The 16,283-nt window shown below is 74.3% G+C and carries 14 protein-coding genes and 1 pseudogene; 11 read left to right on the forward strand and 4 right to left on the reverse strand.

The window, feature by feature from the left end; genetic code table 11:
• From AB0C69_RS20915 to AB0C69_RS20925, 3 genes are all read right to left on the reverse strand, one after another.
• Positions 1-409, reverse strand: a 409-nt coding sequence (locus AB0C69_RS20915; protein WP_360355844.1) for a cation transporter, incomplete at its 3' end; no start/stop codon positions are given.
• 74 nt (positions 410-483) lie between these two features.
• Entirely contained in the window at positions 484-1,500 is a 1,017-nt protein-coding gene (locus AB0C69_RS20920) for a hemolysin family protein (protein ID WP_345171431.1), read from the reverse strand.
• Positions 1,488-2,837, reverse strand: a complete 1,350-nt coding sequence (locus tag AB0C69_RS20925; RefSeq protein ID WP_353835733.1) for a CNNM domain-containing protein — start codon at positions 2,835-2,837, stop codon at positions 1,488-1,490. Before AB0C69_RS20925 ends, AB0C69_RS20920 begins: the two co-directional genes overlap by 13 nt.
• Before the next feature lie 343 nt (positions 2,838-3,180).
• Here AB0C69_RS20925 and AB0C69_RS20930 point away from each other — a divergent pair, with 343 nt between their 5' ends.
• From AB0C69_RS20930 to AB0C69_RS20960, 7 genes and pseudogenes are all read left to right on the forward strand, one after another.
• Positions 3,181-4,395 (forward strand): hypothetical protein, encoded by a 1,215-nt coding sequence (locus tag AB0C69_RS20930; RefSeq protein WP_360355849.1) that lies wholly within the window; start codon positions 3,181-3,183, stop codon positions 4,393-4,395.
• A gap of 579 nt (positions 4,396-4,974) precedes the next feature.
• A pseudogene (locus tag AB0C69_RS20935) lies at positions 4,975-7,022 on the forward strand (tetratricopeptide repeat protein).
• Positions 7,023-7,024: 2 nt separating this feature from the next.
• A complete protein-coding gene (locus AB0C69_RS20940) occupies positions 7,025-8,155 on the forward strand; it encodes a PP2C family serine/threonine-protein phosphatase (RefSeq protein ID WP_360355851.1) in 1,131 nt (376 codons plus the stop codon).
• Entirely contained in the window at positions 8,152-9,471 is a 1,320-nt protein-coding gene (locus AB0C69_RS20945) for a VWA domain-containing protein (RefSeq protein ID WP_360355854.1), read from the forward strand. The genes AB0C69_RS20940 and AB0C69_RS20945 overlap by 4 nt, the downstream gene beginning before the upstream one ends.
• A 5-nt stretch (positions 9,472-9,476) precedes the next feature.
• A complete protein-coding gene (locus AB0C69_RS20950; RefSeq protein ID WP_360355857.1) occupies positions 9,477-10,241 on the forward strand; it encodes an FHA domain-containing protein in 765 nt (254 codons plus the stop codon).
• On the forward strand, positions 10,238-11,761 hold the full coding sequence (locus AB0C69_RS20955) for a hypothetical protein (protein ID WP_353831912.1): 1,524 nt from the start codon (positions 10,238-10,240) through the stop codon (positions 11,759-11,761). The genes AB0C69_RS20950 and AB0C69_RS20955 overlap by 4 nt, the downstream gene beginning before the upstream one ends.
• A 30-nt stretch (positions 11,762-11,791) precedes the next feature.
• A complete protein-coding gene (locus tag AB0C69_RS20960; RefSeq protein WP_353831913.1) occupies positions 11,792-12,619 on the forward strand; it encodes a transporter substrate-binding domain-containing protein in 828 nt (275 codons plus the stop codon).
• Positions 12,620-12,634: 15 nt separating this feature from the next.
• Here the strand turns inward: AB0C69_RS20960 and AB0C69_RS20965 are convergent, their stop codons facing one another.
• Entirely contained in the window at positions 12,635-12,985 is a 351-nt protein-coding gene (locus tag AB0C69_RS20965) for an STAS domain-containing protein (protein WP_345171416.1), read from the reverse strand.
• 411 nt (positions 12,986-13,396) lie between these two features.
• On the opposite strand from AB0C69_RS20965, the gene AB0C69_RS20970 reads away from it, so the two are divergent.
• The 4 genes from AB0C69_RS20970 to AB0C69_RS20985 all read left to right on the forward strand — a co-directional run.
• Positions 13,397-14,068 (forward strand): lysophospholipid acyltransferase family protein, encoded by a 672-nt coding sequence (locus AB0C69_RS20970; protein WP_345171414.1) that lies wholly within the window; start codon positions 13,397-13,399, stop codon positions 14,066-14,068.
• A 52-nt stretch (positions 14,069-14,120) separates the two neighbouring features.
• Entirely contained in the window at positions 14,121-14,819 is a 699-nt protein-coding gene (locus AB0C69_RS20975) for a hypothetical protein (RefSeq protein ID WP_345171412.1), read from the forward strand.
• 115 nt (positions 14,820-14,934) lie between these two features.
• Positions 14,935-15,117 carry a hypothetical protein gene (locus AB0C69_RS20980; RefSeq protein WP_345171410.1) on the forward strand — a complete coding sequence of 61 codons (183 nt, stop codon included), beginning with the start codon at positions 14,935-14,937 and terminating at the stop codon, positions 15,115-15,117.
• A 141-nt stretch (positions 15,118-15,258) separates the two neighbouring features.
• Positions 15,259-16,283 (forward strand): SPFH domain-containing protein (locus AB0C69_RS20985; protein ID WP_360355863.1); only part of this gene is annotated, 1,025 nt, incomplete at its 3' end.

The following is a 16,283-nucleotide window of genomic DNA, read 5'->3' on the forward strand; positions in this document are numbered from 1 at the left end:
ACGCGGCGATGGTCAGGACGATGACGACGCCCGCCAGGTCCTCGGCGCGCCCGTACCCGTAGGTGTACCGGCGGGACGGCGGGCGGCGGCCGAGGAGGAACGCGACGCCCAGCGGGACGGCCGTCAGCGCGTCGGCGGCGTTGTGGAGCGTGTCGCCCAGCAGCGCCACCGAGCCGGTGAACGCGACCACGGCGGCTTGCAGCGCCGTGGTCGCGCCCAGGGCCGCCAGGGAGATCCACAGGGCGCGCATGCCCTGGGCGCTCGCCTCCATGGCCGAGTCCACCTTGTCGGCCGCCTCGTGCGAGTGCGGGCGCACCAGGTGGGCGAGGCGCCCTTTCCGCGAGTGCCCGTGACCGTGACCGTGCCCGTGACCGTGACCGTGCCCATGGCCGTGACCCTGTCCGCTCATCCTCCGATGATGGACCGGAAAACCCGTTGCAGCACCTCGACACCTGCGGCGTTGTCGCAGGTACGCGGCCTGCGTCAGTGCGGGTTGGTGGCCAGAAGCTCCGCCAGGAGGTCGTCCAGGGTGACGATTCCGGCGAACTCCTCGCGGTCGTCGTTGACCACGGCGAGCTGGGCGCGGCCGCGGCGCATGCGGCTGACCGCGTCCAGCACGGTCGTTCTCGCCGTGAGGACGGGGGCGGGGTGCGCCAGCTCGCCCGCGCGGCGCTCGTCGCCCGGCTCGATGATGGCGGCCCGGACGTGGACGATCCCCGTCATCGCGCCGTTCAGGTCGCGGACCAGCAGGCGGCTGTGGCCGCTGGCCGTGGCGGTCCGGCGGATCTGCGCGGCGGTCGCGTCCGCGTCGATCGTGGTGACGGACGTGGCGGGCACGACGAGGTGCCCGACCGTGGCCTCCCGCGCGGAGATCGCCCGGTGCAGCAGCTCGTGGTCGCGGCGGCCGATGAGGCCGAGGCGGCGGGACTCGCCGACCAGGTGGCTGAGCCGCGCCGGGTCGGTGTGGCTGTCCAGCTCGTCCTTCGGCGTGACGCGGATGAGCCGCAGCAGCGCGTTGGTCACCGCGTTCAGCGCCGACAGGATCGGGCGGGACACCTTCGCGAACGCGCGGAACGGCAGGGCGAGGATCATCGCCGACCGCTCCGGGTGCGCGATCGCCCACGACTTCGGGGCCATCTCGCCGACGACCATGTGCAGGAACGTCACGACGGCGAGCGCGCAGCCGAGCGCGATCGCCTTGGAGCCCGCCTCGGGGACGCCGAGCGCGTGCAGCGGCGGTTCGAGGAAGTGCTCGAACGCGGGCTCGGTGACGATGGCGAGGCCGAGCGAGCACATCGTGATGCCGAACTGCGCGCCGGCGAGCATCAGCGACAGCTCGCGGACGCCCGCGAGGGCGGCCACGGCGGGGCGGCTGCCCTTCGCGGCGGCGCGTTCGAGCTGCGGGCGGTTGGCCGCGACCAGCGCGAACTCGGCGGCGACGAAGAAGCCGTTGCCGAGCAGCAGCGCGACGGTGACCAGCAGCGAGGTCAGCGGGTCCACGCGACCTCCTCCTCGCCGGACGGGACGTCCGCGGGGCGCGCCGCGCGGATCAGGATCTTCTCGGCGACCCGGCGGGCCACGCTCACGACCTCCAGCTCGACGGCGCCGCCGTCCAGTGCGACGGTGAGGCGGTCGCCGGGGCTCGGCAGCCGGCGCAGCTCCGCCATGACCAGCCCGCCGAGGGTGTCGTAGGCGTCGCCCTCGGGCAGGTCGAGGCCGGTGAGGCGGCCGACCTCGTCGATGCGCATGCCGGCGTCGACCACCCAGGACCCGTCCGGCCCGGACGTCGGGGCGTCCTCGGGGCCGTCGGTCTCGTCGGCGATCTCCCCGACGAGCTCCTCGGCGACGTCCTCGAAGGTGAGAATCCCGGCGAGCCCGCCGTACTCGTCCACGACGCAGGCGAACTCCTCGCCGGAGTCGCGCATGTGCTCGATGACGCCGTACAGCGGCTGGCTGCCGGGCACCAGCAGCGCGGGCCGGGCGACGGACCCGACCGGCGTGGACGGGTCGAGCGCGTCGTCGGCGACCTCGCGGACGCCCGCGACGCCGACCACGTCGTCGACCTCCTGCCCGTAGACGGGGTACGCGCTGTGGCCGGTCTCGCGGATCAGCGCGACCAGGTCGGCGAGGGGCGCGGTCGACGGCAGCGCGCGGACGTGCGGGCGCGGCACCATGACCTCGTCGGCCGTGAGGTCGCCGAACGACAGGGCGCGGTCGAGCAGGCCGGACAGGTCGGCGGGCAGGTGCCCGGCGCTGTGCGACTTGCCGATGATGTCGCCGAGCTCCTCCAGCGTCGCTCCGCTGTGCAGCTCCTCGACGGGCTCGACGCCCACGGCGCGCAGCAGCCGCTCCGCCGCGCGGTCGAACAGCCGGATGAGCGGCCCCGCGACCGTCAGGTAGACGAGCGTGGAGGCGGCCAGCACGCGGGCCAGCTGCTCGGCGCGGGCCAGGGCGAGGTTCTTCGGGAACAGCTCGCCGAGGAGCATCTGGATGAGCGTCGCCAGGACGAAGCCGGTGGCGAGGGCGATCGCGCCCGTGGCCCCCTCGGGGATTCCCACCAGGCCCAGCAGCGGCTCGATCAGCTCGGCGAGGGCCGGTTTGGCGATGAAGCCGACGACCAGGGTCGTCATCGTGATGCCGAGCTGCGCGCCCGACAGCATGAACGAGACCCGGCCGATGACCTTGAGGGCCCTGCGGGCGGAGGTGTCGCCGCGTTCGGCGGCCTGCTCCAGGGTCGCGCGGTCGGCGGCGACGTAGGCGAACTCCTGGGCGACGAAGTATCCGGTGGCGGCGGTGAGGACGATCACCGCGAGAACGCCCAGTGCGGCGGTCAGCATGGGGCACCGGGTCTATGACTGGGGTCCGACACCGCGGACTCACCACTCCTCTCGTTAAATGACGTATCTGTCGTAACGTCACCAGGAACAACGAGGTTCCCCCTGCACAGGGTACGGGCACGTGAGGATCGGCGGAGAGCGGCGGTCTCGCGACGCGGACCTGACCCGACGGAAAGCGCCTTGTCTCGGTTAGTGTCACGGATCACACTTGTATGAGAGCGTACGTCCGATAGTGGACCGGTCCGTGCTCCCAGACCGGCTCTGCGGGCATGCTCAGGGGGGACCGGAGAAGACGATCGCGGGGCAGACGTTGGACCAGAGCGGGGCGGGGGCCGCCGCGCCCATGAGCCGTGAAGGCGTCGACCATGCCCTGCGCACGCTGCGGGACGAGCGCGACCGCATCGCCTCGAACCTCCTCGAACTGGAGCGCCACGACGGCGGCCGCCTGCTCAAGGGCGCCCGGCTCACCGGCGAGACGTGGCGGCGCTGGGACGCGGCGCAGGCCCGGCTGGCGACGCTGTGGCGGCTGTTCGACGCCTACCAGCGCGTCCTGGACGCGGCCGGTGAGCTGCGCGAACGGTCGTCCCGGCCGGACCCGGCCACGCTGACGGAGCTGTCCGGCCTGCTGGCGGGCCCGTCGGTCGAGCTGCCCGACGGGCAGATCCCGCTGGAGCACCGGACGCTGCTCGGCCCGCAGGAGCGCCGCATCACGCTGGACGAGGCCGTCGCGATGATGTCGGACGCCTACGAGTTCGTCGCGGGCGAGATCGCCGCCGCCGACGCCGCCTGGTCGGCGCTGCTCCAGCCGCTGGAGGACGCCGAGGAGAGCTGGCGCAGGACGGCCCGGCTGGCGCACTCGCTGGACGGCACCCGGCATCCCGAGCTGGACCGGGTCGGCCGCGAGCTGACCGCGCTCGGCCGGCTCGTCCGCACCGACCCGCTGTCGCTGGTCAGGGACGGCCGCGCCGACACCGCGCGGCTGGACCGCGTCTGCGCCATACTGACCTCGCTCGGCGACGAGCTCGCCGGCGTCGCCAGGATGCGCGAGGACTACGAGGAGCTCGTGGCGCGGGTCGCGGCCCGCGTCGAGGAGGTCGAGGACACGGAGCGGCAGGCCCACGACGCCCACGCGAGCGCCCTCGACAAGATCCACTCCCCGAACCTCCCGGATCCCGCGCGGGGCCTCGGCGCCGCGCTGCGGGACCGGCTCGCCGCCCTCGAACGGCTGCGCGAGGCCGGACGCTGGGTGGAGATGGCGGGGCGCTTCGCCGAACTGGAGCACGCCGCCGAGGAGGCGCTGGAACGGGCGCGCGGTGACCTGCGTCTCAGTGCCGGGCTGCTCGACCGGCGGGGCGAGCTCCGGGGGCGCCTGGAGGCGTACCGGGCGAAGGCGGCGCGGCTCGGCCTCGCCGAGGACGAGCGGCTCACCGTGCTGTACGGGGAGGCGCGCGAGGTGCTGTGGACGGCGCCCTGCGATCTGCGCAGGGCGACCGCGGTGCTGGCGGAGTACCAGCGAGCGATCAGGGCGTGCGAGAGCGAGACGGGGACCCGGCGATGAACCGATGCACCCAGCCCGGCTGCACGGGCGAGGTGGAGGCGGACGGATTCTGCGACGTCTGCGGCATGGCTCCCGCCGCCGCGCCGCCCGCGGCGAACTCGTCACCGCAGCAGACGCCCCAGCAGGCGCCCCCGGCGCCCCAGCCGCCGCCCCAGTCCGCCCCTCAGTCGGCGCCCCAATCCGCGCCCCAGTCGGCGTCCCGTCCCGCTGCGGCGTTCAACCCGGCGCACACCGGTCCGGCGCCCATCGGCCCGTCGCCCGCCGGTCCGCCGCAGCCCGCGCGGACGGCGGCGCCGGTGCGGCCCGCCGCGCCCGCGATGCCCGGCTATCCGGGCGCGTACGGGCGCCCCCCGGGCTCGGCTCCGGCCGCCCCCGGCCCGGCGCCGGTGACGACCCCGGCGACGCCCGCGCCGCCCGCGGGCATGCCGCCCGGGCTCGTCCGGCCAGAGCGGGCGCAGCGGCCAGGGGGCGTCGTACGGCAGCGCGCCGACGAGCGGGTCGGGCAGCGTCGGGTCCGGGCGGACGGCCTCGCGCGGCGGCACCCGGGGGACGGGCTCCAGCGGCTCGGCCAGGCGCGGCATGCTCGGCGCCGGGCTCGTCGAGGTGCCGCCCGTGCCGGCCCGCGACCCCGCCTCGGCGATCATGGAGAATCCGGAGGTGCCGGAGAACCGGCGCTTCTGCAGCAAGTGCGACGAGAAGGTCGGGCGCAGCCGGGGCGGGCGCCCGGGGCGGACCGAGGGCTTCTGCCGCAACTGCGGGCACCCGTTCTCGTTCACCCCGAAGCTGCGGCCCGGCGAAATGATCGGCGGGCAGTACGAGGTGCTCGGCTGCCTCGCGCACGGCGGGCTCGGCTGGGTGTACCTGGCCCGCGACCACAACGTCAGCGAGCGATGGGTCGTCCTCAAGGGCCTGCTCGACACCGGCGACGCCGACTCGCTGGCCGCCGCCACCGCCGAGCGCGCGTTCCTCGCCGAGGTCGAGCACCCCAACATCGTCAAGATCTACAACTTCGTGCGGCACGGCGACTCCGGCTACATCGTGATGGAGTACGTCGGCGGCCGCTCGCTGAAGGACATCCTGCTCAGCGCCCGCAAGGCGCAGGGCGACCAGGCGTCGCTGCCGCTCGGCCAGGTCATCGCCTACGGCCTGGAGGTGCTGAGCGCGCTCGGCTACCTGCACGGCGTCGGGCTGCTGTACTGCGACTTCAAGCCCGACAACGCCATCCAGTCCGAGGAGCAGCTCAAGCTGATCGACCTCGGCGGCGTCCGGCGGGCCTTCGACGCGGACAGCCCGATCTTCGGCACGCCCGGCTACCAGGCCCCCGAGATCGGCTCGCAGGGCCCCTCGGTGAGCTCCGACCTCTACACCGTCGGCCGGACCCTGGCCGTGCTGAGCTTCCCGTTCCGCGGCTACACGGGGCGGCACCTGCGCAGCCTGCCGCCGCGCGAGGAGGTGCCGCTCTTCCAGCGGCACGAGTCCTACCACCGGCTGCTGCGCCGCGCCACGCACCCCGACCCGGCCCGCCGGTTCCAGAGCGCCGCCGAGATGGCCGAGCAGCTCACCGGCGTGCTGCGGGAGGTCCTGTCGGCCGAGGACGGGCGCCCGCGCCCCGCGCCGTCGCCCCTGTTCGGGCCCGAGCAGCAGACGGCCGGAACCGAGATCGTCGGCGGTCTGGACGGCGCCCGGGGGAGCGGCGGGGCCCCGCCGATCCTGGCGCCGGTGGAGCCGGCCGCCGCCGCGGCCGCGCTGCCCGTCCCGCTGGTGTACGCCTCCGACCCGGCCGCGGCGTTCCTCGCCGGGCTCACCGCCCGCGACCCCGCCGACCTGGCCGCGGCGCTGGCGTCCGCGCCGGTCGCGTCCCGCGAGGTGCGGCTCGCGCTGGTGCGCGTCCGCATCGAGCTGGGCGACCTCGACGGCGCCGCGCACCTGCTGGAGGACATCGCCGCCGAGGCCCCGGACGACTGGCGCGTCGACTGGTACCGGGGCGCGCGCGCCCTCGCCGGCGGGCGCGGCACCGAGGCCGTCGCGGTGTTCAACGACCTGTACGACCTCGCGCCGGGCGAGCAGGCGCCCAAGCTGGCGCTGGCGTTCTGCCACGAGACGCTGGGCGAGACGGCCGCCGCCGGCTACTACTACGAGACGGTCTGGCGCACCGATCCCACCCACGTCAGCGCCGCGTTCGGGCTGGCGCGCACGCGGCTCGCGGCGGGCGACGCGCGTCCGCCGAACGCGTCCTCGACTCGGTCCCCCGCATCTCCAGCCACTACCTCGCCGCGCAGCTCGCCGCCGTCGCGACCGCCGTGCGGGGGCGCGGGCCCACCGAGCTGGACGCGCCCGCGCTCGTCGAGGCGGGACGGCGGCTGTCGTCGCTGCGCCTCGACACCGAGCGGTCGGCCGCGTTCGCCGCCGAGGTGCTGGAGGCGGCGCTGGCCTGGGTCCGCGCCGACCGCGGTTCGGCGCCGCCCGGGGTGCGGCAGCAGATACTCGGCACCGCCCTGGACGAGCAGGCCCTCCGCAAGAGGCTGGAGGAGGTCTACCGCGTGCTCGCCAAGCTCGCCGACGGGGCCGAGCACCGCCACGCGATGGTCAAACGGGCCAACGCCGTCCGTCCGAGGACGCTCTTCTGACCATGAACGCGGACCAGCACACCCCCGTCGCGCTCTGCCGTACCTGCGGCGAGCCCGTCAACGAACGCGACCGCTTCTGCGAGGAGTGCGGGCGCCCCGACCCGACCACGCCCAGGACGCCGCCGCTCGGCACCGCTCTTCCGGGCGTCGCGGCGAACCCGGCTTCGCGGGGCGTCCCGCCGGCACCCGGCCCCGTGCCGCGCCAGGCCCGCTCGCCGGAGCGGCCGTCCGGCCCGCCCCCGCCTCCGGGGGAGGGCGGCGGTGCCGGGGGTGCCTGTGTGGACTGCGGCGTCGGGGCCGTCGGGGCCGACGGGTACTGCGAGCAGTGCGGGCTGCGGCAGCCGAGCGGGCGGGAGCACGTCGAGGCCGAGGCCGGGCGGTTCGGGGCGGCGGTGAGCGACCTCGGGCTGCGGCGCAGCCGCAACGAGGACGCGTTCGCGCTGGCGGCGCTGCCCGCGGGCGTGTGCGCGGTGGTCTGCGACGGGGTCGCGACGGCGCCCGGGTCGGAGGAGGCGTCGCGGCTGGCCGCCGAGGCGGCGCTGGCCGTCCTGACGGACCGCGTCACCGCCGGCATGGATCCCCGGGGCGCGATGCGCGACGCGGTGGCGCGGGCGGGCGAGGCCGTGGCGGCGCTCCCCGGCGACCCCGACGCCTCCCCCGCGTGCACGTTCGTGTCGGCCGTCGTGGACGCGGGCGGCATCACCGTCGGATGGGTCGGCGACAGCCGCGCCTACTGGCTGTCCCCGGCGGGCTCGTGCCGGCTCACCACGGACGACTCGTGGGCCTCGTCCATGATCGAGCAGGGCGCGATGAGCGCCGAGGAGGCGTGGGCCGACCGGCGGGCGCACGTGCTGACCGCCTGGCTGGGGGCGGACGCGGGCCCGCTCGACCCGCACGTGGCGGCGTTCCGGCCGACGGGTCCGGGGCTGGTGGTGCTGTGCAGCGACGGGCTGTGGAACGACCTGCCGGAGCCGTCCGACCTCGCCGCCGTGGCCCTCACCGGCCGGGACGGGCCGCTGGACGCGGCGCGGCGGCTGGTGCGGGCGGCGCTGGACGCGGGCGGGCACGACAACGTGACGGTGGCGGTCCTTCGCTACCCGCCGCCAGGACCGAGCAGGGAGCGGGCCAGATGAGCGAATTTCCGGAGTTCACCGTGCGGGTGGACCAGAACCCCTACCTCCCGGCCGGCGGACGGGAGATGCACGCGATCGTCTCGGTGGAGGCGCGCTCGTCCGGCGGCCCGGCCCCGGTGGCGGACGGCGGCCGCGCCCCCGCCGCGGAGATCATCATGATCGACACCTCCGGGTCGATGTCGTACCGGGGAAAGATGGCCGCGGCGAAGCGGGCGGCGCGGGCGGCGGTGAACGTGCTGCGCGACGGCGTGCACTTCGCGGTGGTCGCGGGAGCGAACCGGCCGCGGATGGTGTACCCGCAGGGGGAGCGGCTCGTCCGGGCGGACGCGGCGTCCCGGCGCGCCGCGGTGGACGCGGTGGGGCGGCTGGAGGCGGCCGGCGGGACGGCGATCGGGTCGTGGCTGCGGCTCGCCGACCGGCTGTTCACCGGGTACGACGCCGTCGCGGAGGGCGCCGTCAAGCACGCGATCCTGCTCACCGACGGGAAGAACCAGCACGAGTCCGAGGAGGAGCTGGACGCGGCGCTGCGCGTGTGCGCCGGCCACTTCCTGTGCGACGCGCGGGGCGTCGGCACCGACTGGAACGTCGCCGAGCTCCGCAAGATCACCTCGGTGCTGCTGGGCGGGTTCCTCGACGTCCCCGACCCGGCCGACCTGGAGGCCGACTTCCTGGCGATGACGCGGGCCGCGATGGGCAAGCAGGTCGCGGACGTGACGCTGCGCGTGTGGACGCCGCAGCAGGCGCGGCTGCGGTTCATCAAGCAGATGGTCCCCGCCGTGGAGGACCTCACCGGCCGGCGGGCCGAGTCGGGCCCGCAGACCGGCGACTACCCGCTCGGCGCGTGGGGCGCCGAGAACCGCGAGTACCACCTGTGCGTGGAGGTGCAGCCCGGCGACGTGGGGCGGCAGATGCGGGCCGCGTGGGTGAAGCTCGTCGCGGGCGACCAGGTCCTCGCGTCCGGCAACGTCATCGCCGAGTGGACCGACGACGAGGCCAGGTCGACGCGCATCAACGGCCGCGTCGCGCACCACACCGGCCAGTCCGAGCTCGCCGAGGCGATCCAGCAGGGCCTGGAGGCGCGGCGGGAGGGCGACGAGGACACCGCGACCGCCCGGCTCGGACGCGCCGTGGTGCTGGCGCGCGAGGTCGGCAACCAGCAGATCTCCGGCCTGCTCGACAAGGTCGTGGACGTGGTCGACCCGGCGCGCGGCACCGTGCGGCTGAAGCGGGACGTGGCGAAGGCGGACGAGATGTCGCTCGACACCCGCTCCGTCCGGACCGTGCGGACGCGGCACGGCGACGAGGCAGGGGGCTGAGGCCCATGCCGGTCTGTCCGAGCGGGCACGCGTCCCAGTCCACCGACTACTGCGACGTCTGCGGTGACCTCATGGAGGGCGCGCGGCGCGCCGAGTTCGCCGAGCCGGAGCCCGAGTCCGCGCCCGGGGCCGCCCCGGGACCCGCCCCGGCCGCCGAGCCCGCGGAGGAGCCGGCCTGCCCGCGCTGCGGGACGCCGCGTTCCGGCCGCTTCTGCGAGGAGGACGGGTACGACTTCGAGACCGGCACCGTCTACACCGTCGAGTTCACCCCGGCGGGCACCGCGCGCGCGGTGCCGCTGGTGCCGCAGCAGCGGGAGGGCAGCGTGCCCGTCGTCCCGCGCCCGGCCCCGGCGCCCGGCCCGCACGCGCTGGTCGTCGCCGACCGCGCCTACTTCGACTCGGTGGTCGCGGAGATGGGGCCGGACGGCGGAGGGCTCGCGTTCCCGCCGTACTGCCCCGAGCGCCGCGTCCCGCTGGCCGGCCCGCAGATCCGGATCGGGCGGCGCAGCGCCTCCCGCGCGCTGCTGCCCGAGATCGACCTCAGCGCACCGCCCGAGGACCCGGGCGTCTCGCATCTGCACGCCGTCCTGCTCGCGCGGCCGGACGGCGCCTGGCACCTGATCGACCCCGGTTCGACGAACGGCACCACGGTGAACGGCGGAACGGAGCCGATCCCGGTGAACGTGCCCGTTCCGGTCGGCGACGGCGACCGCATCCACGTGGGCGCCTGGACGACCATCACGCTGTCCCTGCAGGAGGGCACGTCATGACGATGAGTCCGGCACCCCCGGCGGCTCCCGCTCCGCGTCCGCCCGCGCCGCCCGCGCCGCCTTCGGACAGGAAGCCCGCCGACCCCGGGCGCGGCGGCCGCCTGAGGACGTTCGTGCGCGGCCGGTGGCTCAAGACGATCCCGGGCCGCATCCGGGCGCACGTCGTGCTCTGCGTGGCCGCGCTCGTGGCGCTGCTGGCCGTCCTCACCGTGGCCGTCGGCAACGCGCGCGACTCCGTCGAGACGATCGGGCACGACGCCGGTCCGCAGGTCGTCGCGACCGGCACCCTGTACTTCGCGCTCAGCGACATGGACGCGCAGGTCTCCAGCATCCTGCTGATCGGCCGCGAGCACGGCCTCGGCATCGGCTACGACGAGACCCTGCGGGTGTACGAGAAGCGCCGCGGGGAGGCCGACGCGGCGGCGGTGCAGGCCGCGCAGCTCGCCGGGCGCGACCCCGCGCTGCGGCGCACCGTCCAGGAGGTGCTGGACGGCCTCGGCAAGTACGAGCGGCTCGTCGGCCAGGCCATGCAGCTCGACGCGCAGTCGAACCACGCGCCCGGCGAGACGCCGGCGCAGGTCCTGGACGCCTACCGGCAGGCCACCGACCTGATGAAGCTGCAGCTGCTGCCGAAGGCGTACAACATCACGCTCGACACCGGCGCGAACGTCCGGCAGTCGTACGAGACGAAGCGGTCGGCGGTGCTGACCGGGCGCACCTGGGTCGCCCTCACCGGACTGATCGCGCTGCTGCTGCTGGTCGCGACGCAGTTGTACCTCGTGCGGACGTTCCGGCGGGTGCTGAACCCGGCGCTGGTGCTGGCGACGCTCGGGACCGTTGTCCTCACCGCGGTCGGGGCGGGCCTGCTCACCGCCCACGCGGGGCACATCAGGACCGCCAAGGAGGACGGCTTCGACTCGATCCTCCAGCTGTCGCGGGCCCGGGCGATCAGCCACAGCGCCTTCGGGGACGAGAGCCGCTACCTCCTCGACCCCGGCCGCGCCGACACCTACGAGCAGACCTACCTCGACAAGTCGCTGTCGGTGATCTACCCCGACCTCGGCGACAGGCCGGTGAACCTGGAGAACTACTACGCGGGCCTGGAGGAGAAGGCCGGCGCGTACCGGCCCGGCCAGACCTCCCCGTTCCTCGGCTTCTTCGGGGACGAGGCGCGGACGGTGGACAGGGGCCGCGAGGGCGACGCGCTGGCCAGGACGCTCACCGCGTACCGGACCGTCCAGCGCAACGACGCGCGGATGCGGCAGCTGGCGTCGGCGGGGAACCGGGCGGGCGCGGTCGACCTGCGGATGGGCCGCACGTCCAACGCGATCCGCGACTTCGACGCCTACGACGCGGCGCTGAGCTCGCTGACCGCCGTCCACCAGGACGCCTTCGACAAGGCCATCCGGGACGCCGACGGCGGGCTGCGCGGCTGGAACGCGGTGCCGCCCGTGGCGGCCGCCGTCATCGCCGCGCTGATCATCGCGGGGGTCCGTCCCCGGCTGGCCGAGTTCCGCTGACCGAGTTCGCCTGATCAAGGAGATCAAGCCATGCGCGCGACCCGTGCCATCGCCGCCCCGGGGGCCGTCCTCGCCGCGGCGGCGCTGCTGTCGGCCTGCGGCCTCGGCGCCGAGAAGGAGCAGTCCATCGTGGACAAGGGCTCTCTCGTCATCGGCGTGAAGGAGGACCAGCCCGCCCTCGGCGTGAAGCGCCCGGACGGCACGTACGAGGGTTTCGACGTCGACGTCGCGACCTACGTCGCGGGCAAACTGGGCGTCCCGAAGAGCCGGCTGACGTTCAGGACGACGAACTCCTCCGTCCGTGAGGACGCGCTCGCCAAGGGCGACGTCGACATGGTGGTCGCGACGTACTCGATCACGGCGAAGCGGAAGACGAAGGTCACCTTCGGCGGGCCGTACTACGTCGCCCACCAGGACACCTTCGTCCGCGCCGACGCCGCGGCGATCAGGGACGTGCGCGACCTCAAGGGCAAGCGGATCTGCGAGGTGAAGGGGTCCAACTCCTGGCGCCGCGTGATCGAGGAGCGCAAGGTGGCCGCGCGCCCGGTCACGGTGGACACCTACGGCGCCTGCATGGACGCGCTCGCCGGCGGCCGGCTCGACGCGGTGTCGACCGACGACCTGATCCTCGCCGGGTTCGCCTCCGGCCGTCCCGGACGGATGATCAACGCGCCGTTCACCGACGAGAAGTACGGCGTCGGCCTGAAGAAGGGCGACCTCAGGGGCTGCGAGGAGGTCAACCGGGCGATCACGGACATGTACCAGGACGGCACCGCGCAGCGGCTGCTGAACAGGTGGTTCGGCGGGTCGGGGCTCAAGCTGACGACCAGCGTGCCGCAGTTCGAGGGCTGTACCTGACCCCGCCGGCCGGGCCTACGGGGTGGTGGACGGGAAGGCGACGATGGCCTCCCGCAGCGTCTCGTGGATCGGGATGAACTTGTCGATCCCGGTGATGCGGAAGACCCGCTGGACGCGCGGCGGCAGCGCCACCAGCGCGAGGTGCGTGCCGTGCTCGCCGGCGCGGCGGTTCGCGGCGACGATGGCGTTCAGGCCGGTGGAGTCGCAGAACGTGACCTCGCGCATGTCGACGACCATCGGCTCGCCCGACTCGACGACCTCGAAGAGCGCCTCCTCGAAGCGCGCGCGGGACACCACGTCGATGTCGCCCTTGACGCGGACGAGCGTGCAGCGGTCGTCCCGCATCAGGCTGATGTCGAAGTCCATCGTCACCTCACGCCCCACTCCGGTGGTGGTCCCCGGCCATCTCAGGTGACTCCTCAGGATCGCGCACGCGTGCCCGCATTCCAAGCAGTTCCCGGGTTAAGGACCAGGTCGCCCGCCCGGCTCCCGGACCGTAACGAGGGCCCGGACGCCCGTCTGCTCCCCGGTCCCGACTGTACCTGACGATGCGCCCGGGGCATCCGGGTGCCTCCCGGGAGATCCGGTAAACGGGGTAATAACTTACCGAAGAGAAACTTACTTGGCGGTAAGGAATGGCCGCGAATCTCGTCCACCCGGCGTTTGACCAGGCCTTGGACCATTTATGGCCCTCTCCGGGGCGGGAAAGGAGGATGCTGACCGGGGCCCGGATCGGTGCAGAGGTTACAGTGGCTGTGGCGAAATTCGGGAGGCTGGGTGTTCTACACGTTCATGACGCGCGTGGTGCGTCCGATCCTCTGGCTGCTTTTCCGTCCGCGGGTCGTGGGCGGCGAGAACGTGCCGAGCTACGGGCCGCTCATCGTGGCGAGCAACCACCTGTCGTTCATCGACAGCTTCATCATCCCGCTGGCGGTCCCGCGCCCGGTCACCTACATCGCCAAGGCGGCCTACTTCGAGGGCGGCGGCCTCAAGAACCGCTTCGTCCGCTGGTTCCTCACCAACCTCGGCCACGTCCCGGTGCGGCGCGGCGCCCGGCGGGCCGCCATGGGCGCGCTGGAGCAGGCCGCCGAGGTGCTCGACAACGCCGGCGCGTTCGCGATCTACCCCGAGGGCACCCGCTCCCCGGACGGGCGCCTCTACCGCGGCCGGACGGGCATCGGCTGGCTCGCGCTGGAGTCCGGCGCCCGCGTCCTGCCGGTCGCGCTGGAGGGCACCGAGAAGATCCAGCCGATCGGGGCGGCGTTCCCGCGCGTGTTCGGCCCGCGCCCCACCGTGCGGATCGGCCCGCCGATGGACTTCTCCCACTACAGGGACCTGCCGCCCGCCAAGGCCCGCCGCGCCATCACCGACGAGATCGTCGAGACGATCCAGAAGATGTCCGGCCAGGAGTACGCCGCGGAGTACAACGAGCGGGCCGAAAAGGGCTGACCCGCGTGTCGTCGGGGGCGGTGCGCCCCTTTCGCGCCGTAGTGTCGCCGCCATGGCGCACAGGCTCCTCCCCGTCACGCTGCTGCTGTCGACGGCCGTCGCGGCCACCGCGTGCGGCGGCGACGCCGAGCGCGCCACCCAGGTGCGCGGCACCGCCCGCGCCGAGGTGGCGGGCATCGGCTACACCTCCGCGCAGCTCGCGCAGGCGCTGCTCCAGCAGCCGTCCGGCTACCGGCGCGCGGGCGAGCCCGACTGGGGCGAGTACGGCTCGCTGAAGGCCATCCAGAACGCCTCCAGGCTCCAGCGGGAGGCCGTCCTCGACAAGCCCTCCTGCGGGAAGTCCCGTCCGGGCGGCGACGTGGCCGGCGGCGTGCCCGCGGCGCTCGTCTCGTTCGCCGGCGAGCGCGGCCTGACCGCGACCGAGACCCTCATGAGCATGCCCGCCGCCGACGCGGAGAAGCAGGTCAACGCCCGCGTCCCTCCCGGCTGCCTGAGGTTCCGCACCAGGGTCGGCTCCGCCTGGGCCGCGCACAGGGTGGCCGAGGCGCCGAAGGGGGAGATCGGCGAGGGCTCGCGCACCGTCGGCGTCGCCACCGTCGGCGGGGGCGCGAGCACCCGCACGTGGTACGTCGTGTTCCGGGGCCGCCGCTTCCTCGCCACGATCACGGTCTTCGGGCCCGGCGCCACGCGGGCCGACGCCGAACGCCTCGCGGGCGAGGCGCTGGCCCAGGCCGACCGGGTCCTGTCCTGAGCCCCGCGGCTCGCCGTCCCCTCGGCGCAGCGGATAGCGTTCGCCTTACGCGGCGCGGAGAACGGCTCCGGGCGCACCGGGCCAGGGGGTTTCCTTGATCGGTAAGGAGGGCCGGGTGACCGGCCGGATCGGGCCCGGGCTGGTCGGCGAGGTCATGATCGCGGTTCGCGGCGGCTCGGAGGCGTTCTACGCCCATCCCGTCGACCCGCGCGACGAGATCGGCGTCGGCTCGATCGTCGTCGTGGTCGAGTACCACCCGCCGCGGACGGTGTACGTGGCGCCCGCGCTGGCCCGCTGAGGCGTCCCGCCGGGCCTGGCCTGATGCGGACGTGAACTTCCGGTTCGCGGACCGAACCGGACACGCCTCCGCCGCGTCTGATGGGAAACGCGGACGGGCCTGACACTTCGGCCGGCCGCCCGACCGGAGGAGGAGGCCCGTATGCCCGTGATCGCCGTTGCGATCGGCGTCGTCGTCGCCATCATCGTGCTGATCGTGCTGTTCAAGATGGTGTGGCGGGTGGCCGAGCCGAACGAGGCCCTGATCATCTCCGGGCTGGGCGCCAAGTCCAAGCCGATCGACGGCGTGGACAGCCTCGGCTTCAAGATCGTGACCGGCAAGGGCACGTCCGTCCTGCCCGGCTTCCAGACGGCGCGCCGCCTGCGGCTCGACAGCCGCGCCGCGAACCTGGAGGTCAACTGCGTGACGCAGCAGGGCATCCCGGTCAAGGTCCGCGGCGTGGTCATCTACAAGGTCGGCGACGACTTCGTGTCGATCGCCAACGCCGCGCGGCGCTTCCTGGAGCAGCAGAACTCGATGGACGGCGCGATCCACGAGCTGTTCACCGGCCACCTGCGCTCCATCATCGGCAACCTCACCGTCGAGGACCTGATCCTCAACCGCGAGCGCCTCACCTCCGAGACCCGCGGCTCGGCCGCCGACGAGATGAGCAAGCTCGGCCTGGTCGTCGACTCCCTCCAGATCCAGGAGATCGACGACGAGACCGGCTACATCACCAACCTCGGCCGCCCGCACGCCGCCAGGGTCGCCGCCGCCGCCCGCATCGCCGAGGCCGAGCGCAACCAGGAGGCCACCGAGCGCGAGCAGGAGACCGAGCGGCAGAACGCGGCGGTCATCCGGGACACCGAGATGAAGAAGGCCGAGTACCAGGGCCAGGTGCAGCAGGCCGCGCAGCAGGCGCGCCAGGAGGTCATCCTCAAGGAGACCCGCAACGCCGAGCTGGAGGCCGAGCGCACCGAGAAGCGGCTGGAGAGCGAGATCCGCAAGCCCGCCGACGCCCGCGCCTACGAGCAGGTCAAGCTGGCCGAGGCCGAGCGCGAGGAGCGCATCTCCTACGCCCAGGCCGCCGCGACCGAGGTCCAGCTCAAGGCGCAGCGCGAGTCCGAGGCCATCCGGCTGATCGGTGAGGCCGAGGCGGACGCGACCCGCCGCCGGGGCCTGGCCGA

It is taken from the genome of Actinomadura sp. NPDC048032, assembly GCF_040653175.1.
GTDB lineage: Bacteria > Actinomycetota > Actinomycetes > Streptosporangiales > Streptosporangiaceae > Spirillospora > Spirillospora verrucosospora.

Excerpts from the sequence above, each read along its gene's own strand:
- AB0C69_RS20925 (WP_353835733.1), bottom strand. The coding sequence starts at position 2,837 with ATGCTGACCGCCGCACTGGGCGTTCTCGCGGTGATCGTCCTCACCGCC.
- AB0C69_RS20930 (WP_360355849.1), top strand. The coding sequence starts at position 3,181 with ATGAGCCGTGAAGGCGTCGACCATGCCCTGCGCACGCTGCGGGACGAG.
- AB0C69_RS20940 (WP_360355851.1), top strand. The coding sequence starts at position 7,025 with ATGAACGCGGACCAGCACACCCCCGTCGCGCTCTGCCGTACCTGCGGC.
- AB0C69_RS20945 (WP_360355854.1), top strand. The coding sequence starts at position 8,152 with ATGAGCGAATTTCCGGAGTTCACCGTGCGGGTGGACCAGAACCCCTAC.
- AB0C69_RS20950 (WP_360355857.1), top strand. The coding sequence starts at position 9,477 with ATGCCGGTCTGTCCGAGCGGGCACGCGTCCCAGTCCACCGACTACTGC.
- AB0C69_RS20955 (WP_353831912.1), top strand. The coding sequence starts at position 10,238 with ATGACGATGAGTCCGGCACCCCCGGCGGCTCCCGCTCCGCGTCCGCCC.
- AB0C69_RS20960 (WP_353831913.1), top strand. The coding sequence starts at position 11,792 with ATGCGCGCGACCCGTGCCATCGCCGCCCCGGGGGCCGTCCTCGCCGCG.
- AB0C69_RS20965 (WP_345171416.1), bottom strand. The coding sequence starts at position 12,985 with ATGGACTTCGACATCAGCCTGATGCGGGACGACCGCTGCACGCTCGTC.
- AB0C69_RS20975 (WP_345171412.1), top strand. The coding sequence starts at position 14,121 with ATGGCGCACAGGCTCCTCCCCGTCACGCTGCTGCTGTCGACGGCCGTC.